18 protein-coding genes and 3 pseudogenes are annotated in these 22,040 nt (G+C 59.8%); 13 read left to right on the top strand and 8 right to left on the bottom strand.

Annotated elements, in window-relative coordinates:
• The 3 genes and pseudogenes from QX126_RS24645 to traA form a co-directional block, all read right to left on the bottom strand.
• Positions 1 to 587: transposase (locus QX126_RS24645; protein ID WP_315718662.1), on the bottom strand; the 587-nt coding region annotated here is incomplete at its 3' end.
• A 212-nt stretch (positions 588 to 799) separates the two neighbouring features.
• Positions 800 to 988: pseudogene (locus QX126_RS24640) on the bottom strand (helix-turn-helix transcriptional regulator); the annotation flags it as partial.
• A gap of 116 nt (positions 989 to 1,104) precedes the next feature.
• Positions 1,105 to 4,116 (bottom strand): Ti-type conjugative transfer relaxase TraA, encoded by a 3,012-nt coding sequence (traA, locus tag QX126_RS24635; RefSeq protein WP_315718661.1) that lies wholly within the window; start codon positions 4,114 to 4,116, stop codon positions 1,105 to 1,107.
• Between the two features lie 171 nt (positions 4,117 to 4,287).
• Between traA and QX126_RS24630 the strand changes: the two genes are divergently transcribed.
• Positions 4,288 to 4,614: a conjugal transfer protein TraD gene (locus QX126_RS24630; RefSeq protein WP_315718660.1), complete on the top strand. Its 327-nt coding sequence runs from the start codon at positions 4,288 to 4,290 to the stop codon at positions 4,612 to 4,614.
• A 1-nt stretch (position 4,615) separates the two neighbouring features.
• Positions 4,616 to 4,882: a conjugal transfer protein TraD gene (locus QX126_RS24625; protein WP_315718659.1), complete on the top strand. Its 267-nt coding sequence runs from the start codon at positions 4,616 to 4,618 to the stop codon at positions 4,880 to 4,882.
• A 655-nt stretch (positions 4,883 to 5,537) separates the two neighbouring features.
• Here QX126_RS24625 and QX126_RS24620 read toward each other — a convergent pair.
• The 5 genes and pseudogenes from QX126_RS24620 to QX126_RS24600 form a co-directional block, all read right to left on the bottom strand.
• Positions 5,538 to 6,605, bottom strand: a pseudogene (locus QX126_RS24620) (IS91 family transposase); the annotation flags it as partial.
• A gap of 76 nt (positions 6,606 to 6,681) precedes the next feature.
• Positions 6,682 to 7,868 (bottom strand): IS3 family transposase gene (locus tag QX126_RS24615; protein ID WP_315772782.1). Its coding sequence is split into 2 segments (ribosomal slippage): positions 6,682 to 7,607 and positions 7,607 to 7,868, totalling 1,188 coding nucleotides; the frame shifts between segments, so codons are not numbered across the junction.
• A 642-nt stretch (positions 7,869 to 8,510) separates the two neighbouring features.
• Positions 8,511 to 9,275: an SDR family oxidoreductase gene (locus tag QX126_RS24610; RefSeq protein ID WP_315718623.1), complete on the bottom strand. Its 765-nt coding sequence runs from the start codon at positions 9,273 to 9,275 to the stop codon at positions 8,511 to 8,513.
• A 53-nt stretch (positions 9,276 to 9,328) separates the two neighbouring features.
• Positions 9,329 to 10,459, bottom strand: a complete 1,131-nt coding sequence (locus QX126_RS24605; RefSeq protein WP_315718622.1) for an amidase — start codon at positions 10,457 to 10,459, stop codon at positions 9,329 to 9,331.
• A gap of 380 nt (positions 10,460 to 10,839) precedes the next feature.
• Positions 10,840 to 11,817 carry a LysR family transcriptional regulator gene (locus tag QX126_RS24600; protein ID WP_315718621.1) on the bottom strand — a complete coding sequence of 326 codons (978 nt, stop codon included), beginning with the start codon at positions 11,815 to 11,817 and terminating at the stop codon, positions 10,840 to 10,842.
• A gap of 257 nt (positions 11,818 to 12,074) precedes the next feature.
• Here QX126_RS24600 and QX126_RS24595 point away from each other — a divergent pair, with 257 nt between their 5' ends.
• The 11 genes and pseudogenes from QX126_RS24595 to QX126_RS24550 all read left to right on the top strand — a co-directional run bounded on the left by QX126_RS24595 (position 12,075) and on the right by QX126_RS24550 (position 21,812).
• Complete coding sequence (locus QX126_RS24595; protein ID WP_315718620.1) at positions 12,075 to 13,112, top strand: AMP-binding protein; 1,038 nt, start codon at positions 12,075 to 12,077, stop codon at positions 13,110 to 13,112.
• Positions 13,113 to 13,164: 52 nt separating this feature from the next.
• Positions 13,165 to 14,457, top strand: a complete 1,293-nt coding sequence (locus QX126_RS24590) for a phenylacetate--CoA ligase family protein (protein ID WP_315784225.1) — start codon at positions 13,165 to 13,167, stop codon at positions 14,455 to 14,457.
• Positions 14,441 to 14,707: pseudogene (locus QX126_RS33600) on the top strand (hypothetical protein); the annotation flags it as partial. The gene QX126_RS24590 and the pseudogene QX126_RS33600, both read left to right, overlap by 17 nt.
• A 45-nt stretch (positions 14,708 to 14,752) precedes the next feature.
• On the top strand, positions 14,753 to 16,213 hold the full coding sequence (locus QX126_RS24585) for a prenyltransferase/squalene oxidase repeat-containing protein (protein WP_315718618.1): 1,461 nt from the start codon (positions 14,753 to 14,755) through the stop codon (positions 16,211 to 16,213).
• A gap of 3 nt (positions 16,214 to 16,216) precedes the next feature.
• Positions 16,217 to 16,636, top strand: a complete 420-nt coding sequence (locus QX126_RS24580; RefSeq protein ID WP_315718617.1) for a hypothetical protein — start codon at positions 16,217 to 16,219, stop codon at positions 16,634 to 16,636.
• Positions 16,614 to 16,898 carry an acyl carrier protein gene (locus QX126_RS24575; protein ID WP_315718616.1) on the top strand — a complete coding sequence of 95 codons (285 nt, stop codon included), beginning with the start codon at positions 16,614 to 16,616 and terminating at the stop codon, positions 16,896 to 16,898. Before QX126_RS24580 ends, QX126_RS24575 begins: the two co-directional genes overlap by 23 nt.
• A 28-nt stretch (positions 16,899 to 16,926) precedes the next feature.
• Complete coding sequence (locus QX126_RS24570; RefSeq protein WP_315718624.1) at positions 16,927 to 18,114, top strand: class I adenylate-forming enzyme family protein; 1,188 nt, start codon at positions 16,927 to 16,929, stop codon at positions 18,112 to 18,114.
• A gap of 28 nt (positions 18,115 to 18,142) precedes the next feature.
• Positions 18,143 to 18,868, top strand: coding sequence for a hypothetical protein (locus tag QX126_RS24565; protein WP_315718615.1), 726 nt, complete (start codon positions 18,143 to 18,145; stop codon positions 18,866 to 18,868).
• A 37-nt stretch (positions 18,869 to 18,905) separates the two neighbouring features.
• Positions 18,906 to 20,183 (top strand): diaminobutyrate--2-oxoglutarate transaminase, encoded by a 1,278-nt coding sequence (ectB, locus tag QX126_RS24560; protein WP_315718614.1) that lies wholly within the window; start codon positions 18,906 to 18,908, stop codon positions 20,181 to 20,183.
• A 29-nt stretch (positions 20,184 to 20,212) separates the two neighbouring features.
• Complete coding sequence (locus QX126_RS24555; protein WP_315718613.1) at positions 20,213 to 21,415, top strand: Bcr/CflA family efflux MFS transporter; 1,203 nt, start codon at positions 20,213 to 20,215, stop codon at positions 21,413 to 21,415.
• A 97-nt stretch (positions 21,416 to 21,512) separates the two neighbouring features.
• Positions 21,513 to 21,812 carry a helix-turn-helix domain-containing protein gene (locus QX126_RS24550; protein WP_315718612.1) on the top strand — a complete coding sequence of 100 codons (300 nt, stop codon included), beginning with the start codon at positions 21,513 to 21,515 and terminating at the stop codon, positions 21,810 to 21,812.
• Positions 21,813 to 22,040: the final 228 nt, after the last annotated feature.

The following is a 22,040-nucleotide window of genomic DNA, read 5'->3' as shown; positions in this document are numbered from 1 at the left end:
TTGGGCGTGACCTCCGTCGCGGCACCGAACGCGGCATCATCAAGAACGGCAAGATACTCGTCGATCGCTCGACCCGCGGCCTCCGGCGGAAGCCCCTTATCGCCTTCGATTCCCTTCTGTCGGTTGGCATCCGCCTTGATCAGGCTCGCGTCGACTGCGAACCCTTCGCCGCCGACCAGCCGCTCCCGGATGCAGCGGCGCAAGACGGTCTCGAACACGCGACGGAAGAGATCGCTCTCACGAAAGCGGCCGTGCCTGTTCTTCGAGAACGTCGAGTGATCGGGGACAGCTCCATCCAGACCCAACCGGCAGAACCAGCGGTAGGCCAGATTGAGGTGGACTTCATCACAGAGGCGCCGTTCCGAACGTATGCCGAAGCAATAGCCGATCAGGAGCATCCTGATCATCAGCTCCGGATCGATCGAGGGCCGGCCGATGTTGCTGTAGAACGGTGCCAACTCCCGTCGCAGGTCCTCGAAGTCGACGAACCTATCGATCGACCGCAACAGGTGGTCGGCTGGGATGTGCCTTTCCAGCGAGAACTCATAGAACAACGCAGCCTGTTCGACTTGCCGATGCCCCATCATGACCTTCAGTCCCGCCAATTAGACAGACTGAATCACCGATATCTCTGCGCCGCAACTGGCGACTTTTTCAACGAAATCGGCTGGAAGGGGACGCTGCTGACTTGATCGAAGATTCAGCTTCGGGTCAGATGTCGCCTTTCGGTCCTGCCGTGCACTACTTCCGGTTGGCCCCCGGAGCGGACATCGCCCGTGCAGGCGACGGACAGGCATGTCGGACGCCACGCCGCGGGATCGGCGATCCATCGGTTGATGTCGGATTCCCGCCAGCCTGCGCCGTTGACGCTGATCCTGAGTTGGGCTGGGAATGTGCCTTCGCCGATCTTGCGGTAGATGGTGGATCGGGACAGGCCGGTACGGGCAAGAACGGTTTTTAGGCGGACGATCCGATCTGGTTCGCGCATGGCTGCGCTGCCTCCTGCTGACTGCTCCTGATCTACACAGAGCAAGCAGTCGCGCGCGCAAGGGCGTTTTTCAAGGCGTCGTACTGTGGCGTGCAGACGGCGGCAAACAGGCTGGGTCAACGTTCGAGGCCTCGGTCTCTTCCAAAGCCTATGCCATGGGCGATGGCCAATTGCTGGCCGAGCCGGCCACCTGATTCGAAGGCGATGCCGAGGTCTTTCCTGCGGCTGGCGAGGACGGACTCCAGTTGTGGATCGCGTTCGAGGCCTTTGGCCATGTCGCCCATCGCCGCGCGCGTCGCCCTATAGCCGGACCTGTCGCCGGCCTGGTACTGGCGCTGGCTGGTGTGATCGAGCTTCTGCCAGCGCTCCACGAAGCGGTCGGCGCGGCGGCTCGGATCAATGCGCAGTTCGGTCTCGAGCTGGAGCGCGCGGACGGCGCGGTTGAGGCGTCCGCCGGCGGCCTCCCGGACCAGCTCGGGGTTCTTCTTGTAGGCGGCCTCAGCGTCGTGGGAGCCATAGGGACGCACCTTTTCGAAGGCCTGGCGGGCGGTCTGTAGCTCTTTGACCTGTTCGGGGCTCGCTCTGCCGCCCGTCTCATGCGCCGCGAAGATCGCATCCACGGCACGAGCATGGCGCACCAGCGCCCGGGTCCGCACGCGACGGGCTTCCGCTTCGGGATCTTGCGCCACGGTCCTTGCCGGCACTTCGGCTTCGCGCCGGTCGGCTGCCGTGCCGATGTTTTCTCTTTCGGGGGATCCCCGCTCGGGCCGTCGTCCGCCATCCCGGTCGAGCACCTCTCCAGGAACGCTAAGGCCGTCGAACATGCCGCGCAGCTTCTCCGGCACGGCCTTGCGCACGATCTCGGCCACGCGCTCGCGGAACGTGATCCCGCGCCGCGCGGCGTAGCTCTGGACGGGATCGGCACGGTCGTAATCCGAGGCCATGTCCTTCGACCGCTCGCGCGACAGGGCACGGTTGAGCCGATCCGCATCGATAAAATCGTCGCGGCCATAATGCAGGTCCACGCTGTCGCGATGCCGCGACAGGGCGACATAGCTGCTGTGGGCGTCCATGCCGGGCGTTGCCAGTACATGGACCCGGTCGACCGTCACACCCTGCGCCTTGTGGATCGTCGCGGCATAACCGTGGTCGATCCGGTTGTAGTCCTTGAGGTCGAAACGCACGGATCGGCCATCGTCGGTCTGCACAGTCATGGATCGCACGCTGACCTGCTCGACGGTGCCCAGCGTGCCGTTCTTCACGCCAAGGCCGCGCTCGTTCTGCAGGAACATGACGCGGTCTCCGCCGGCGAAGTCTCTCGCCCCGCGCTCGACCGCTACTCGCACCTCGTCGCCGAGATCGCCAGCGGCCCGCATCCGCTCGCGCGCTGCCTCGTTCAGCGCCTGCACTTCGTCATTGGTGTGGGTCAGGATGATCCGACTCCGATCCGGTGATGCCTGCCGGTCGCGGTCCCAGCGCTCAATCAGATCGCTGCGCGCCTGCTCGCGGGTCTGGGCCTCATGCACCATGCCGTGGGTGCGGTAGGCCTCGAGCGCATGGCCTACTTTGCCGGTCGCCAGATCGCGCGTGGCGTCGCGCTGCCAGTCCTCCCGCTGACGCCGCACTTCGCCGATCTCGGCGCCGCCGTGACGCTCATGGATTGACCGGAACGCAGCGCCCGCCTCGATGGCCTGCAGCTGCTGCGGATCGCCGACCAGCACCACCTTTGCGCCAGCCTCGGCAGCATGGGACAGCACGCGCTCAAGTTGCCGCGTACCGACCATGCCGGCCTCGTCGATCACCACCACATCGCTCGATTTGAGCAAATCACGGCCTTGTTCCCAGCCATGCTCCAGGCTGGCAATCGTGCGTGACGATATACCCGATCCGCTTTCGAGGTTTTCCGCGGCAATGCCGGACAGCGCCACGCCCCGGACCTCGAAGCCGGCCGCTTCCCATGCCTCCCGCGCCACCCCCAACAGCGCGCTCTTTCCCGTCCCGGCATGTCCGATAACGACGCCCAGATCGCGTCCATCGGTGACGTGCGCCAAGGCGTCAACCTGCTCGGATGACAGCAACAGGCCGCGCGCTTCCGCACCCGCCAGAGCGGCCTGGCGATCCGCGTCGCGCACCTCATGGCGCTCCCGTTCCGCCATCAGTTCAGCGGCCCGGTGCAGGCGCTGTTCTGCCTCGATCATCCCGCGGGTGGTGAACCGATCCTCGCCGCGGGCGTCCTTGCCGAGTTCGACCAGATCGGGCGCTCCCTGCAGTGCGCCCACCACCTCATTGAACTGGTCGAGCCCGTCGCTATGCCGGTGCGCGAACCTCGCCATATCGCGACGGGTGAAGGTCGATTGCTGCAGGGTGATAGCGTCCAGTCCAAGCAAGGGATCGGCGATGATCCGCGCACCATTGCCGCGCGCGATCTCGCGGTGCATCTCGGCCCGGTCGGCCTCACCGACTTCTCCAGCGACGCCCCGAACCTCAATCCGTTTCGCCGGCGCGCCGATCTGGCTTTGCGGCTCCAGCGCGATGCCCTGGGCTTCCAGACTGCGATGGTCGATCCGTGCGTCGATGTCGAGCTCAGCCAGCCGCTCATTGGCGAGCTCCGCCCAGCGTTCGCGCCAGCGCTCGACCATCTCGGTGCGATTCCAGTCTCGTACCTTCTTGCCAAAGCCGTTCTGATCGACCGCGCGCAGGGTCAGCATGACATGAGCATGAGGTTTCGGCAGTCCGTCCTCGGCCCTGTCCCAATGCACATTGAGATCGGCGATCATGCCAAAGTCCACGAACTCGCTCCGAACAAAATCACGGGCTAGCTCGATGCCCTGCGCCTCACTCATCTCGCGCGGAAGCGCAAACTCCACCTCGCGGGCCAGCTGGGCATCTTTCCGGATTTCGAACGCTTCGACATCATTCCAAAGCCGCTCGCGATCGCGCCATGCCTCCGGCGCGTTCCCCGGCAGCATCACCTCGGAATGGACGACGCCGCGCTTCCCGGAAAAGTCTTGCTCGCGGCCGAGCCGCTCGTCGCGCAGCCGCGAAGCCGAGCGATAGGCGGCCGATGCCACCGCACTGCTCCCGGCCTTCCGGCCAATGACCTTGACGTAAAGATGGTAGATCGCCATCGCGATCCAATCACTGGCACAGCGAAGCGCACGTCGGAACGACGTATAAGCGCGCCCTCCCTCGAAAAAATCTCGGGAGGGACCAGCCCGTCCCGGCCAGTCCCGGCGACCTTACAGCATTGTGCCGGGCGCTCGGCTATCATTTCTCTATCAACGCGGATGGAAACGACGATGCGCAAGCCTAGGGACTTTGATGCTGAACTGAAGGCACTTGGGGACAAGGCGCGTGGCCTTAAGAGCCGCAAAGTGCAACAGCTCGGCGAACTGGTGATCGCTACCGGAGCCGACGCGCTAAGTGCCGATGAATTAGCGGGAGCACTGATCGTGCTGGCCGAGACAGAAGAGGCCGGAAAGAAGGAGGCATGGGCCAGGCGCGGGACCGCGTTCTTTCAAGGACGAGCGCGGCGAAATGCGCCAGCAACTGACCGCGACGTGGACGGCCCTCCGGCGCAACCGGGTGGCTCTCAACCGGCATCAGTCCGCAAGGGCGCGGCATGACATGCGCACGTGGCAGGTCGAGCGCCGCAAGCGCACGCGGCATCTCATCGAACTCGGTGGGCTCATCGTCAAAGCCGGTATCGCGGACCTAACTGGCGATGATCGCGCCACTATCCTTGGCGCGTTGCTTTGGATGGCTGCCAAGCTCAAGAGCGATCAAGGCGAACGGGCACGAGCGCTGTGGGCCGCGAAGGGGAAGCAGGCGCTCGAGGCGGACACTGCAACACACAAGGGGATAGATCGAACTGTCTCAGCAGTTCGTCGTTGATGCACAACAATTGCAAACTACCGCCAGATGGCTCGCCATCCGCGGTCGGTCCTGAACCACATCTGGTCGGCGGTCTCCTCGTCGCTTTGAACGCTCCACCCTTCGACAAGGAAGATAACGGGGCGCGTCCCAGCAGCGGGGGAACCGACGGCCGAGCCAGCAAATCCCGGATGAGCGCTACCACCGCAACCACGGCGCAGGCAATGAAAGTTCCGCGGTCAACGATCATGTGACGGCTCCTTGCCGCTCTAAGTAACCTCGTGCCAACCGCGATGATTTAAAGGCAGAGCTGCCACGGTTGATGTCTGTAAATGTGAAGGGTTTCGGATGCCGGCCGCATGATTGACGGCGCGGCACATTCGGGCGGCCGGCGTCCGAAAGCCTCCAAGGGAGGAAACCGCGCATGATGGGCAGGACTGGCGCGGCAGGCTCTATGGGGATTTGAGCGCTGCAGGTGAGCTGGCCGATTGAGTTTGAGCCGGTGCAGCGCGCGACGCGGCGGCGGTGCAGTCGCTGAACGGGTGGTGCACGGCCCCGGTCTCGACGTGTCGTCTGCGGATTGACGAGGACAGAGGAACGTTGGGGCGGACGCCGCCGTGACCGGTCGATGAGCGGCAGGCACTGCGAGCAACTTTGCACAATGGCGGGTGCGCGGTCATGAGGTATCGATCCTGATGGCGCCGGTTGGTGCGGTCGGTTGGTGACGCGGCGTTGCGCCTCGCTCAAAGACCTTGATGACGATCATGCGGCCGCCGCAGCATGGACAGGGCGACTTGGCCATGTCGACGATGGTCTCGGCCGGCTTATCCTCACGATCCCTGACGGCGAGCAGTTCGCGCGCGCGTGCGACGTTGTCGGCGCAGGCGCCCCGCGCCAGCAGGCCGTAGTGGCGGATGCGGTGGAGGCCCTTCGGCAGCACGTGGATGAGGAAGCGGCGGATGAACTCGTCTGTCGCGAGCGTCATCCGCTTTTGACGGTCGCGGCCGTCGACCCGGTAATCCTTCCACCGGAAGGTGACGCCGTGCCGGTCGAAGGCGATCAGGCGGCTGTTGGAGATGGCGACGCGGTGGGTATAGCGCGACAGATAGGCCAGCACGGCCTGTGGCCCGCCAAACGGACGCTTGACATGGACGACCCATTCCGTCTTGCGCGACGCTGCAAGCCATGCGGCGAACGATTGTGCTCCGGCGAGATGAGCGTCGTTGCCGAAGAAGCTCAGGCGCCCGGCCTGGTGGAGGGCGGCAAGACGCTCCAGGAACAGCCGCCGGAACAGGCGTGAGAGCACGCGCACCGGCAGGAAGAACCCCGGCCGGCAGGAAACCCAGCTCCGGCCATCGGGCGCGATCCCGCCGCCCGGCACGATCATGTGCACATGCGGGTGATGGGTCATGGCCGAGCCCCAGGTGTGCAGCACAGACATGATGCCGATCCTGGCGCCGAGATGCTTCGGGTCCGAGGCGATCGTCAGCATGGTCTCGGCCGAGGCCTTGAACAGCAGATCGTAGACGGCGGCCCGGTTGTGGTAGGCGATGTCGGCGATCCGGGCCGGCAGCGTAAACACGACGTGATAATACGGCACCGGCAGCAGCTCAGCCTCGGGGTCGGCGAGCCACTGCTTCGCCGCGGCGCCCTGGCACTTCGGACGGTGCCGGTTGCGGCAGGAGTTGTAGGCGATGGACGTGTAGGCGCAGTCCTCGCAGCGCGCGACATGGCCGCCGAGGGCTGTTCTGGACGGAGCGGCTTAGCGCATGAAGCGCTGCACCGGAATTCTGTGCTCGTCCTGAGCTGCCACCGAAGTTTCATCCAGCAGCGTTTAGAGTCCGGGTGGGTTGTACGCCGAGTGGCGCGGGTGGAGCAACGGGCGATTGGCGGAGCTGGTCGGGGTTGCGCAGCCGATCGCCCGTTGCGGTGAGGTTGGCGGCAAAGGCCGCAGGGGTCTGGTATCTCAGCGAGGAATGCGGCCGCGCGTTGTTGTAGTCGGCAACCCAGGCGGCGAGCCTGCGCCTGGTATCATCGAGACCGAAGAACAGCGTTTCATTCAAGAACTCGTCGCGCATCCGGCCGTTGAAGCTCTCGACGAAGGCGTTCTGGATCGGCTTGCCCGGTGCGATGAAGTGCCAGTCGATCGCGTTGTCCCTGCACCAGGCCAGCATCGCGTTGCTGGTAAACTCGGTGCCGTTGTCCGAGACGATCGAGCCCGGCTTGCCGCGCCGGGCGATGATCGAGGTCAGCTCCCGCGCCACCCGCCGCCCCGAGAGCGAAGTGTCGGCAATCGCGCCCAGGCACTCCTTGGTGACGTCGTCGACGATGTTGAGGATGCGGAAGCGCCGCCCGCCTGCGAACTGATCGGACACGAAGTCCAGCGACCAGCGCGCATTCGGCCTCGCATCGACCAGGATTGGCACGCGGACGCCGCAGGCCTTGCGGCGGCTGCGGCGCTTGCGCACCGCGAGCCCTTCCTCCCGGTAAAGCCGATGGATGCGGTTGATCCCGGACGGCTCGCCCTCCCGCCGCAACAGAATGAACAGCCGTCGATAGCCGAAGCGCCGCCGCTCGCTGGCGAGCTCGCGCAAGCGGCCCCGAAGCGCGGTGTCGGGGGGCCGGCGGGACCGGTAGCGGACCATCGTCCGGTCCGCTCCGACGATCGAACAGGCCCGCCGTTCCGACAGGCCCAGCTTGGCCTGCAGGTGCGCCGCCGCGGCGCGCTTGGCGGCAGGCCTTACCATTTTTTTGAGAGCAGCTCCCGCAGCGCGGCCGCATCGAGCATCTGCTCGGCCAGCAGCTTCTTCAGCTTGGCATTCTCGTCCTCGAGCGCCTTCAGCCGCTTGGCTTCGGAGACGTCCATGCCGCCGAATTTAGCCTTCCAATTGTAGAACGTCGCTTCCGAAATCCCGTGCTTCCGAGCCAGATCGGCCGTCTTCGCACCGGCCTCGTGCTCCTTCAAAACCGCGATGATCTGCTCTTCCGTGAACCGCTTTCGCTTCATCTGTCCGTCCTTCGTCAGGCCGGACTCTAAATCGTTCTGGAGGAAATTCTTAGGGGCAGGTCAGTCCATGCCCGCGGATCGACGGCGCCTTGTTTGTGTATCAATGGTGGGCCGGTTTGCACTCACCAGATAGCCACAAGCGTTTTGTTTGATAAGATGCACGACATGCGCCCCTCCGAAGCTCTCTTCTGGTTGAAGCTTTGGCATCGCGAAAAGTCGTGGCAACGCGGCTTGCAAGATGAACGGGAGGCCAAGCTGGGATGTAACAGCGACGACGGGCACCCGAGTTCAGGATACAGATCTTATCCTCCGCGACCGTCATGTCCCGGCTGCAGGTCCAAGGGACTCTTTCCAGTGCGGATAGGTCATCCGGCCGTTGAGCTCGAATCGCATTGTGAACGGACCATCCGTGAGCTTGGGACCGAAGCTGATCGTCTCGCCCTGCAATTTTGCAGCCAGGATCTCACCTGTGGGTCGTTCGCCGAGCGCTGCCGTGAGCGAGGCTCAGGCCCCGGATCATAGCCCGCGGCCTTCAGGATCAGCGAGAAGAGCCTGGGCATGGCGTCAGCGTCAGTTGTGGATACGCGGGCCAACTGCGGCGCGCCTCCAAAGGCGGTTTCGCTCCGCCGCACGCAGCAGTTCTTATCTTCCTCGCTCAGCCCCCCCGTTGACCTGAACGATCTGGCCCGTGATATGTCCGGCTTCGCGCGAGGCCAACCATCCGATCGTGCTGGCGATATCAGAGGGCAGACCCGCTCGCCTATTCATCGTCTGACCGATCAGCATTTCTCGGCGCTCAGGCGATAAGCGATCGCCGAAGAACTCAGTCTCCGCAATATAGCCGGGTGCGACCACATTCACCGTGATGCCCTTTGGTCCGAGTTCCGCGCCGAGATCATAACAATACGGGTGCAAGGCCGCCTTGGCGGCGCCGTAACAGCCGTTGCCCGACCCTCGATATGCCGCAATAGAGCTGATAAGAATGATCCGTCCGCCCGGCGCACTGAGGTGCCTGCGTAAGCCTTCGATGAGGAGGACGGCACTCAACACATTAGATGCGAAGTTTTCGGTCCAGCGCCTCGCAATACCCGAGAGGTCTGGGCCGTATGAACCGGGCGGTGACGTCAGCACAACATTCCCGCCGGCCGCCGCCACCAGAACGCGTATTTCCTTATGCCTGTGTGTGATTTCGTCGCAGACGCGCTGTACTTGGTCTGCCTGGGTGAGATCAACGGCAATCGGGAGAACCGGAACGCCTCCGCTCCGATTCAGGTGTTCAGCCGCTTTCTCCAACCGATCTGCGCGACGCCCAAGAACGACTACGTGAGCGCTCTGTTGATGGAAGTGCTTGGCGACCGCAAGGCCAATCCCGCTTGCACCACCGCTTACGACAACTGCATCCGTCATCGATCTTCCTTTCGCTCCTGGGACTCAAGTAGTTTCTCGTCGATCTGATCGGTTCAAGATGGATTCCATCTGAGATCGCCTCTTACCCGTTCCAAGTCGGCGGCTATAGCAATAAGCTGCGTTTCTCGGTGTGGGCGGCCAAGCATTTGAATGGCCAGGGGAGCACCACTTACTTCGCTTCGTTTTATCGGCATGGTGATTGCAGGAAGTCCAGCGAAACTCGCGATTGGCGTGTAGCCCAATCGTTGTTCGTAGTCGGGTTGGTCTGAGGCTGGGATGGTCGATTTGGGCATCACAGCGTCCCTCAGGCTGCGAGGCGGTGTCGGGTGAAGAGGTAGCAACCAAATCTCGGCAGACTCCGCGTCGAACCGCGACTCGATATCTTTGCGGCACGCTGCAAGTCTGTCGAGTATTCGGCCATAGGATTGATCATCGATGCGAGCTCCGATTTCCAGCGCAGCCTGCGTCGATTCCGACAATTCAGTTTTCATCCATTTCTGCCACAGGCGGTAACCATCCCAAGCCTCGCGAGCACAGAGTTGCCATGCCGCTTCGCGCTGCGCCCAGAGATCGTCCAATCGCACCGATCGAATGTGGTGCCCGGCGTCCTCGAGTAGACGGCATGCAAGATGCAACGCGTCCCGCATTTCAGGATGACAACAACCTCGATCAAAAGCGTTCTCAACAACCGAGACTTGGCAGCGGCCTAAAGGCGCAATCGCTGATCTCTCTTGACCGCCGAGGCGCAACAGTTGCCATAAGAAGAAAAGATCCTCAGCGCTGCGTGTGACCCAGCCCAGTGCGTCCATCTGAGGAGACAGAGGGAAGATACCATGAAGGTCGGCTCTGTCGCAGGTCGTGCGTAGACCGACAGCGCCACAATTTCCCGCTGGCCAGCGGATGGATCCAAGCACATCCGTCCCGAGGGATATGTCGCAAATGTTGGCTGTCACAGACACGGCCGATCCGGTACTCGAGCCGGCGGGAGCAACGTCCGGCACGTAGGGATTGACACAGCCGGAGCCAACACCGAGGTTAAGCTCAGTCGTGACAACCTTGGCGACTATCTCTGCGAACTCTGTATCTATCGCTCGAACGGCAGCGGCACTGCTGTCCGGATAGTGCCGATGATGCCGCAGACCAAGACGCGTGGGAAAGCCAACGACGTTGATCGTGTCCTTCACTCCAATGCGTATAGCCCGTGCGTTCGATCCTAACTCTTTCCGATGTGCGCAGGCTCGATAGCGAGTATCTGCCCATGTGCTCCAGATGCCGCACTCAGACCTCCAACGGTCAGCATCAAGGCTTCCATCCTGCCTCGCTTCGACGCGTGCCTCCAGCGACATGCGGAGCGTTTCCGGAAGGGGCGACGTAGCCGATTGGTCCTCCAATTTGCATGCGCGGAAGAACGATGTGACCTTGTCTGTAACCGCTATCATTGCTCTCGCCTCCTCCTTCGTGGAGCGACGGCCACTCAAGCACACCAACTCACCCGGGTGACCTACCAGATTTAGTGGGTCGCGGGAGTGGCGGTGCAAAATTCGAAAATGGCTCGTCGATGGTTCTAGGGCAACTCGGGATGTGCACTTGGCAGCAACGATAAGTCCGGAACGTCCAGATCAGGCTCTTGAGGTCCCTGTTGCGCGACCCGCCGCAAGATAGAAATATAGCTCGCAGTGGCCGGCGACGCGTCCGGTTCGGACCGCCAGGTCATTAGGAGATCATAGTTGATAGGTGTTCCACATCCGGTCAGTTGACGCACGGCCACGCCCGGCCGGATCTCCGATCGAAGTGACATAGGAATGACCGAAATCCCAAGCCCGCCAGCGACCAAGCCTATCGCGGTCTGGAAGTCAGGTACGCAATGACTCACGTAAGGGTGGAAGCCCGTCTGAGCGCAAGCTGCAACAATGCTGCCATAAAGCCCTGGCCCCTCGGTCGGTGGGAATAAAATCCAGTTCTCGTGCGCGAGGTCGACAAGCGACACCGTTGTCACAGAAGGGCTCGCGAAGCGATGGTTGTCGGGAACTATTGCAACCATTTGGCTGGAAAATAGCAACTCCGTGGAAAGCCGGTCGGCTGTGAGCACGGGGCCAGCAACGATCGCGATGTCCACCTGCCGCGTATGCAGCATCTTCATCTGTTGTGCGGTTGTTGCCTTGACAAGGACGAGCTCCATCTTCGGATGCTCGGCACGCAATTGCCGCAACGACCGAGGAACAAGGTTGTATGCTCCGCCCATCCCAACGAACGAAATCCGTAGAGGCCCCTCGATGGGCTGCTCTGCGCTTCGTACGCGCGACATGGCTCGATCAGCTTGTGCAACAGTCAATTTTGCTTCACGGAGAAATACTTTCCCGGCCGTGGTCAGACCAAAAACGCGGGTACCACGATCAATCAATGTCTGCCCCAGCTCGGCCTCTAAAGCCTTGATTGCCGCCGTCAAAGGCGGCTGCGCAATATTGAGGCGCTTAGCCGCCCGACTGAAGCTCAATTCTTCCGCAACTACGATGAATTGCCGGAAACGTCGCAACTGAGGCATGTCATACCTGTTTTAGAAGACGCCCTATATTTCATTCGTATTGGACGCGTTGAAGTTCAACTGATACTACCATACTACCGTTAGATGCAAAAGGATGTTGCGTGATGGATGTGTGTTGGACCGTTCCCAATCGTCTGTTGAGCTACCTCCGCACTCTTCCGAACTTGGCTGAGGCGTACACATCTGCCGACCCTATCAGGAGTCCTGCCGACCTACGCGCCGTACCTCTCCTGACCGAGCAGGGATACCTGCACGCCATGCGCGAGATCTCCGACGCTTGGCGAGGGAGCGGCGCCTATCTATTCATGTCGTCTGGGACAACCGGTCAACCCAAAATCGGGTTACAACCACGGCATCAGCACATCCCAGAGATACTGCAATCATGGAATCCGACGTCCCGGACGTCTGGTCGGCGCTTCGTCGATTTCTCTTCTGGCGGCAAGGCCTGGTCAGCAAACCACTTCTTCCGAGAGCTTTGTCTCTCGAAGGGGATGATATACCTGCACCTCGGCAATGTCGCAAACGACCTCGATCTCGATGCAATCTGGGGCCGCGTGCTCCTCCAATCCGAGGCCTGCGTAATCTCCGGAAACCCTACATTGCTGGAGATCATCGCTTCTTATGTGGTCAAGCTTGGCCGGGACATGCCGACGGTCCAAGCAGTCCTCTGGACCGGAGAGCCTCTAAAGGGTTTTCACGAACGGGCTATAACGCGCGCATTCCCCAACGCTGAGCTCTGGAGCGTTTACGGTGGGACTGAACCATGGGTGATCGGCTTCCAAACGCCAGAGATGCCGCGCAACCAATTCCGGGCCCTTGACTATCAATACGTCGAGTTGGTGGACGGCTCACTGGTCGTAACGTCATTGAATGAGGCCGTCATCAACCCAATGCTGAGATACAAGGTTCCCGATCTCATTGAGGCGGTCGATCAGACCGCTGACGGACGTATTCTTGAGTTTAAAGTATTGGGCCGCGCCGACAACAGAATATTCTTCGACGGAAACAACGTCTCGCCTAGAGCGATCGCGCAGGCGGTACGCCGTATTCGCAACATCGAAGATTCCCAGGTCATACTCCGTCAGCGCGACGGCGTTGTGAAGCGAATCGAGATCCGGATAAGGCCTCAGTTCGGTGCGGCGGAGCCATCGCATGATGATGTCCTGAAGGCGCTCATCGAGGACGACGTCCAGAACGACGTCCTTCGCGAGATATTGTCGGTGGATTCGAGCGAGCCGTTCGTCATCAACGACCGCAGCGGCAAGTGCGCCGACTACGTGTTCCTCGACTTCTAGCCTCTCCATCGCCGCTCGACGTCACACTGTCGGCCTATCCACGGAGTTTCCGATGAATATTGAAGCGACGAGCGCCTCGTCGGAGGCCAACAATGCACTTGCCGAGATGCGAAGCGTTTGGCAAAGCGAATGTCCTCCACTGCTCCGCGCGTATCAGGAAAGAAAGCTCGCGCGGGTTTGGGATATCGCGAAGTCGTCGCGGGCATACTCACATCTGGGCCGCTTTAGCGTCGGCGCCTTTCAACAACTCAATGTTACTTCTAAAGCTGCCTTGAAGGCGCGTCCCGATGATTTCGAGAGCAGCCTTATCGAACAAGCAGTCAAGTACTATGAATCGACTGGAACAACAGGAACGGCAACGCCGACACGCAGAACGGCAGAAGATATCGCCTGGAATTACGGAAGTGTGTTTCTACAATGGGGAGAGGTCATTCGGCCGAATGACCGCTGCTTGACCTTGCTGCCGTCCGATATCGCACCTATCGGCGATCTAATCGTCGGCGTATGCGAAATGGCAAGTGCTTGCGTCGCGAGATGCTTTCCCTTCACCCAAGGCATTGTTTCCTGGGATCGGATTGAAGCGCTCTGCAGTCGCTTTCAGCCCACGGTAGTATTTGCATCACCCGGCACGCTGATCCAGATGATGCGTGTATTCAAGATCCGAGGAACCTTTCGCTCTTGCGCCGCCTCGGTAAACACCATCATGCTTTCCGGCGAGGTCGTCTGCCGGGAATTGCGGCAGATGCTGGCGTCCGAGTGGGACGCCGACGTCTACGTTGCGAGCTACGGGTCGACCGAGACAGGAACGATTGCCGCAACAGGCAGCGACAACTCTCTCCGGCTTCTGGAATATGCATATATCTGTGAGATATCGACACCAGAAGGAATCAAGCCTGCCGAGCCAGGGGATTGCGGTCAACTGGTCATCACTACGTTGAATGCATTCGCAAGGCCGCTGCTGCGCTTCGACACAGGCGACAGAGTCAAGATACTAGGTGACACGAGCAGCTCGAGAAAATACCTCGAGATTCTAGGGCGCGAAGAAGAGACGCTCGGAATTGGTAGCCGCAATTACCTCACAGCCGAGGTCGATAGCATGGTCTACAATACCAAAGGAGTCACTGGATACCTACTAAAGGTTCGGAATAACGAAGTTGTCGGCATCATTCTGGAACACGACCCGGACTATAGCGACAGACTAGACGAGCTCTCGAAAAATGCGGCCAGATCATTTCGCGATCATGGACTGAATTTTGAACTCGAGATTGTAGCTCAGCTTCCCATCACGACAAAGAGTGGGGCGTCGCTAAAGAGCTGGAAGCGCTCCAATGCCGTCGCAGCTTAGCCTCGACCCGTCCATCGAGCGCCTGTCAGGCTCGTTGCATCTGTTGCGGGACGGCGGGGCGGGCACTGGCGGGGCAGACCTTTGGGCCACCTACGCTGGTGTGAGAACCCTGAGGTGGTTGGAGTACACGCTGCCCGAGCCCGAGCGCAGCGGAACGATACATTACCTCTTGTCACGACGAAATCGCGATGGAGGCTTCGCGTGGCAACGGGGACTGATATCAGACGTGTGGGCCACATACTACTGCAGCCAAGCATTGACGGACTTGGGCGCGCCCGTGCCCGAAATTCCAAGAATGGCCGACTGGCTGGCTCGCCTCCAACACGGCAACGGCGGCTTTGCAATGATCGCCGGGCAGGAGCCGGACGTATGGGCGACTTACTACGCCGCGCGTCTTTTCCACGAAATCGTGCGGGCGAAGATTCCCGCCCAGGCCGAGCTCTTAACTTGGCTGCGCTCGCTTCAATTGCCAGACGGTGGCCTTACTTGGTGTCCAGGCCACCGACAATCGGATGTAAGGGCGGTCTACTACGCCGTTAACGCTCTTAAAGCTCTCCAACAGCGTCCGGATCTGCCCTGGCAAGGGCACGAACTTCTAAAGTGGATGCAGAGCAGACAGGCGGAAACCGGCGCGTTTTGCTTTCATGCGAACGCAGCGCCATGCATGTGGGCGACGTTTCGGGCCACAAGCGCTCTTCGAGCTCTGGGATGGTCTCCAGCCGAGCCGGAAGCGTGCCGCGAGTGGATACTCGGCCAACTGACGCCGGAGGGGTTTACTCGTTGGGAGGGCAGCGCTCAGTCCGATGTATGGGCAAACTTTTCGGCTGTCGGAGCACTCGCGGCGCTCGACTCGAAGCTGGAGGCGGCCCAAGCGGATGTCGTACGCCGAAGTGTTATACGGACAAGCGTCCCGTCGGGAGGGCTCAACTATCGCCCAATCGCGCTTGCCAGCGACGCACTGACGACCGCATCGGCAGTGATGATCGCCTGCATCAATTCCCCCCGACATCCCTCTATCGAGACGCTGTGCGAATGGCTCCAAACGGCACATACCCCATGGGAAGGCGGCGTAATGTATATGCCGGGGCGCGGCGCAGAGGTGCGCTGTTCACTATGGGCCGTGTCGGCCCTCCGCCTGGCGGGCCGGCGGCTCCGCGAGGAAGGAAGGCTGGTCGAATGGATTAGAGAGTTGCAAAACCCAGATGGCGGCTTCGGGTATTGGGTGGGGCGAGGATCTGATATGACGTCATCGATGTCCGCGGTTGCCATCCTTACCTCGCTTGGAAGGGACGCCAACAACGAAATCGATCATCGCTCTCTTACCGGCTTTGTTATGCGATGCTTGCGCCCGGACGGCGCCGCCGCTACACCCCGCGGCTTATCAAGCGGAAGTGCGACTGCCCAGGCTAGCTATATACTGCACAGCCTTGGCCAACGAGATTTGGCCGAGAAGACCGCCAATTGTCTCGGCGAACTGTCTATCATGTCCGGTTTCCGAGAAACAAGAGCCTCTCTGCCAAGCCTTTATGCGACCTACCAAGCGTTGCTTGCCTATGGCCAGAACGATCGCCTCCCTATGTCATCATCTTCGCTGGACCGTTTTCTTGCGAAACTCGTTTCCAAGACCGGTGAGATCGGATGGACGCCGCTACAGCAAAGCGGCCAGGATCCATTAGCGGTAGCGCTATTTACGCTTTTGAAGCGTAAGGCTGATGATCCCGCGTTCTCGCTTCCTGTTCTCGCGTTGACCGCTTGAGCCATGCCCACCTTAACGATCCACTCCGACCTCAAAGACCCCACTATGCGGGGCCGCTTCTGTCGACGCGTCACGGTCACCTTCGGACGGCTGGGAGTCGATGTCAGGCACGTACTTACTCGCTGGCTGGTCATTGATCCGAGTGCCGTATTCTCTGGACCCGCCCCGCTCGCCCGCTCGAATGTGAAATCGCTGGCCTCCGTCGCGTTTATTGCTATCGAGGTAGACCAAACACGTGAGCGCTCCTGGCGTGACAAGATTGTTGAGGGTGTGCTCAGTGCGTCGAAAGACGTATTCCCGCACGACCGCCTCTTCATACGACTGATCCCGGTTGATCCGTTCGATCATTGGAATGTCATATTGGCCGAAATGCGCGATCGCGCAGTAAAGGAGGGGCGCAATGCCGGGCGAGACGACTGTTGACAAGATCTTAGCCGCTTCGCGCGAACTATTTCCGTTCGAGCTGAAACTCGCTCAGATCGACACGCCCCTTCCAAGCATTCCTGGACTGAACTTCGACAGCCTGAAAGCTATGGAAATGGTCTCACTCCTTGAAGAACTATTCGGAATCGAGATCGATTTTGGTGTTGACGATCTCTCCTTTAATCTTTCGACTGTTCGACGGGCAGCCCAATTGGTCGAACGAAAGTTGAGCGTTAAGCACGTGTCAGGTGCTGCGGAGTGAATGCCGAGGAGGCGCGAACGTGGACGCGATGGATACGACCACCCGACCAGCGGCCAAGGAATTGTCCTGGCCGGAGCTGCAGGCTCTGCTATTCGATTCTAAATCAGACGAGCGATGCATGGTGCGCAGCGAACTCGATCGCTCGCTCACATGCGCCCCCTGGTCGATCGATTTTTGGCGGGCTAGCCAGCTTCGCCAGACTATCCCCCTCTGTGCAAGTATCGGTCTACGCTCCTCAGGGACGACTGGGACGGCAAAGGTAGCGTGGCGATCGATGCTGCAGGTCGAACTTGAAGCGAACTGCATTGTGCAGGCTTTCGCACTCGAGCAAGTCGATGAAGTGGTTTCATTCGCTCCTGTAAACCACGCCTTCGGCTTCTTGTGCGGGATCGCACTCGCGCGCAACAAGCGCGCTCGCCTGACCTATTGCCCCCAGCTTCAGGGAGGTGAAATCCTCCGCGTTCCATCGTCCGGGAGACGAATTATTCTTAGCCTCCCCTCGACTTGGCAGATGTTGATGCGCACCGGGGTTCTGGACGATCCATCGACGACAATCCTCCATTCTGCTGGCCCGGTCCCGCGAGTTGCTCGGGACATGCCGAACTTTGGCCGCCCGTCCTCTTACGCCCTCCGCGAAATCTTCGGATCGACGGAAACTGGCGCAATTGCATATCGACAATCGGCGCGCGACGACGCGAGCTTTTGGCAGCTGTGTTCCGACACCACTCTGCTCGGTCCAGACCTTGAGGGACGGCTCCGTGTATTGAGCCCACGCTGCGCAACAGCTTCACCAAGCGGAGAGCTTGGCCCCAATCTCGACGGCATCACCATCGAAGATGACGTAGAAATTCATCCGGGGCGACAGATCCGGCTCAATGGCCGTCGAGACGATCTGGTGAAAGTCAACGGCGTTAACGTTCGTCTCGGACTCCTCGCGACCGAGCTTGAAATGGTGTTTCCAGACAGGCCAATGACAATTGTGATCGAGCCGGACGTCGTCCGTGGGCATACCTTCTACTTGATCACGCTCGCACGTAGCGTTTCCCCTGCCATGCGAGCAGAGCATGAGCGTACGATTGGTCGGACGGTCACACGACTATTTGGAGCTCACGTGTACCCAGCCCGCTACGTTTATGCCGATACGCTGCCATCGACCAATACCGGAAAAGTTCGCATTCGGCGCCTGGTCAGCGAAAACTCAGTTGAGGCACAATGAACACCGCGAGACGATAAGGTACACACACATGCGCTCTTACCCAGTTCCCGATTGGCTGCTCTTCATTAATGATTATGTTCGTCGAGGGCACGCCTATCTCGCCGGCCTGGGCCTTACATTCGAAGTCGGTAGCGATTTCGCCGTTTTTGCGGCTGCCTACTATGAGCTCTCCGGCGAGGTAGTTCTCAGCACGTACGATCCAGAACACAGCTACCTTACGCCAGCAAATAGTTTTTGGGCGATCGCGCGCAGATCGGGCCATTGCGTTGCGACAGCAGCCATCAAGTTGATCGATAGCCACGATTTTCGCTACGACCTGGCTGTGGGAAAGGTCTTTTGGGATCTCGCTCCGCGATTGGCGCCGTTTGCGGAAGAATTGCTCACGCCGGAGTTCCCCTTCATGGCCGGCAAAGTCGCGTATTGTGGGGCCGCCTTCGTCGCGCCCGAACTCCGACAGGAGGGAATCAATGCGTGCGTCGGACGGATGACTCGCTTGCTCTCAATCAAGCACTTCGGGGTCGAATGGCTTTGCGCGACATGCTTTGAGAGGGTTGCGCGATCAACGCTCCCGCTCGGCAGCAACGCCTTCTCGCATATCGCTCCTTGCATCGTCGCGCCTGCACCAGCCTCATTTCCGGGTGAACCGTTTTATCTGATGTGGTCAAGCCGCGACGAAATGCTAGAGCGACTGCGCACTCATAGCGGCTTCGGGTCGGCCTCGCTGCTCCAGGAGCGCAATCATCCAGCTTCCTAGGTTGCCCTAGTGCGTCTTAAACGAGAGGGACTAAGCAATGTATACGACAATATTCGACTGCGCGGAATCTAACGTGCGATCCTATTGCAGACATTTCCCGGTTACCTTTTCGTCCGCAAGCGGCGCCTGGATGGTGGACACAGATGGCCGAAAGTACCTCGACCTTCTTGCAGGTGCTGGAAGTTTGAACTATGGGCACAACAACCCTCTTATCGTCGCGCCGGTGATCGAGTATCTCAATGGAAGCGGCATCGTTCAATCGCTAGATCTTCATACGGTAGCGAAGGCCGAATTCTTGCAGGCTTTTTCAGATAGCATCCTCGCTCCACGCGGACTTACGTACAAAATTCAGTTTACAGGTCCGACCGGAACTAATGCTGTTGAAGCGGCATTGAAATTGGCGCGCAAGATCACTGGTCGTACCAATGTCGTGGCGTTCACAAACGGCTATCATGGGATGAGTCTTGGCGCGCTCGCTTTGACATCGAATCCCGTCAAGAGGGCGGGTGCCGGCGTCGCACTTACAAATGTTACGTTCCTTCCGTACGACGGTTATTTCGGTCCGTCAGTCGACGTTTGCGATTACATCGAAGCGATGCTCACATCGCCAGGCTCTGGAATTGATCGACCGGCAGCGGTGATCGTTGAACTGGTACAGGGCGAAGGTGGTCTCGCTGCCGCACGCATGTCTTGGATCGAGAGAATCGCTGGGCTCTGCCGGGAGATCGGAGCGTTGCTTATCGTCGACGACATTCAAGCTGGTTGTGGGCGGACCGGATCGTTCTTTAGCTTCGAGGGTAGCGCGGTTCAGCCAGATATGGTCGTACTTTCCAAATCGCTGAGCGGCCTCGGAGCGCCGCTATCCGTAGTATTGATCCGCCCTGACCTCGACATTTGGTCGCCGGGTGAGCACAATGGAACCTTCCGCGGAAATAATCTTGCGTTTGTCGGCGCAACGGCTGCTATCCGATGTTACTGGACGAACGGTGACTTCGCGAGATCGGTTCAGGAGCACGCAAATGTGTTGACAAGGGAACTGACCGCGATTGCTGACTCTACGGACGGCGAGGCAAGCGTGGTTGGCCGAGGACTTATCACGGGTTTGTCATTCCGGTCCGTTGCTCTTGCCGATCAGATCTCTAAACGTTTGTTTGAGAATGGCGTAATCGCCGAGACCTGTGGCGTCCACGACCATGTCGTGAAACTGCTGCCGCCTTTAACGATTTCCTCTACGGATCTGTCGTTTGCGATCGATACGCTGCGTGAGGTCGTCGCGAGCACGTTAGGGCGACCGGCGCAAGTCGACGCAGCCTAGCCTCAAAGTCCAATCCAACTTTCGAGAACATGACGGTGAAAACGTCTCCTCTCCTACCGACTATCCTGGGCGTTCTGATTTCGATCAGCTCAGTGTCAACCGTCATGTATCTGCCCGCCTTTCCGGCGATCGAAACCACGTTCGCCGCCCCGAAGGGCAGCGCTCAAATTACCCTTGCCGCGTGGTTTATTGGCTTGGCCCTCGGTCAAGCTATCCAAGGCGTGCTATCCGATGGGTTTGGGCGCCGCACCCCTTTAATCTGCGGCATTCTCGTCTACACTGCGGCCTCTGCCGGTTGTGCTTTGGCCACCGATATCGAATCGCTGGCCGCGCTGCGTTTTTTCGCTGCGCTTGGATGCTCGGCACCTACGGTCATACCGCGTGCGATGGTCCGTGACATCGCGACCGGTCAAGTCGCAAGACATCTGCTCGCCAAACTGATACTGGTAATGGGCGTCGGCCCCATTGTAGCGCCAATCGGCGGTTCGCTCCTGCTTAATGAATTTGGATGGAGGGCGATTTTTTGGTTTTGCACAGGGTATGGACTAATATCTTGCGCAGTTGCCTCTGCGTTTGTTCCCGAGACGCTGCCACAACAAATGCGCATGACGGTTATGCCGGCGCACGTTCTTGCGTTGAACTTGCGGATCTTAGGCGAGCCCGGCTTCGTGACGAATGTCGTCATGAGTTGTTTTGCTATGTTCACACTATACGCGTACATCACGAGTTCACCCGCTATTCTTATCGAGTTCTATGGATATTCGTCCTGGTTGTATTCGGTCGCGTACGCGATATGGTCCGTCTGCTATATTCTTTCTGCCCAGATTAACGCCCATCTATTCCATCGGTTCGGCGGAGATGCCGTGCTTGGGGTCGCTTCGGCTACAATGCTGTTGGTCTCGATCGGACTTCCCTTGGTCGCTTTTTTGCAGCCCCAGTCTGGCGCGCTTACCGTATTAGCTGTCGGAATTGTTATGCTATGCACTGGGGTGATATTCCCGAACGCGAGCGTCGGCGCTTTGGCCCAGCACGCGTCGAGCGCCGGTAGTGCCGCAGCATTGCTCAGCGCGCTGCAACTTTTGGCTGCTGCGGCAGGCAGCATGCTTGTCGGATATTTTTCCGATGGGAAGCCGCTCGGACCGTGGATGCTCACCTTCCTTGGAGCCTTCGGAACTCTGATCGCGGATCGCTACCGAGCGAAACGCGAACCGCGCGATGCACTCAACTCATAATGAGGCTTGACATTGAAGCCGGTCATGGGAGGTCCGGTTTTGCCGAGGGTCTGCCATTGACCAACCGCTCTACATGCGATGACGAAGTCGGAGAGCGATGGACAATGTTCCGGAGGTGCCGAGCGCACACGCGGCTCCTCGTCCAAGCGTCAAAAGAAGGGTTATCCAAACAATGGCAGGTGATCGATCGCTGAAGCTATCGAAACGGGAAATTGACTGCCTCCATTGGGCAGCCCAGGGCAAATCCTCGTGGGATATTAGTATCGTTTTGCAAATCAGCACGAACACGGTTAATTTTCATCTTAGAAACGCGATGGAAAAGCTGGAGACGGGGAGCCGGCTCGTAGCCATTGTGAAAGCGATCCGGTTGGGTTTTATTGATTTGCCCAAGCTGTGAGCTGACCTCGTGACCTGTGAACTGTTCTTTCGCGACAGACCGATCTCACCGTCAAAAGATTCGGAGTGCACTCGAAAAGATCCATCTGCCCGCGGATGAAACGGACGATGGCTTCCGAGTGTATGGATACGTGTTGCCGGGACAGGCCGTAGACTATCTGTAGGAAGGCCGTTTAGGTCAATAGCAACCTTCCGGCTGTGCGACGACTCACGTTCGGTTGCCCCCTGA

This window comes from Bradyrhizobium sp. SZCCHNPS1003, assembly GCF_032381555.1.
Taxonomy (GTDB): Bacteria; Pseudomonadota; Alphaproteobacteria; order Rhizobiales; family Xanthobacteraceae; genus Bradyrhizobium.
Note: the sequence above shows the minus strand (reverse complement) of the source record. Positions and strands in the feature narration are given on the sequence as shown.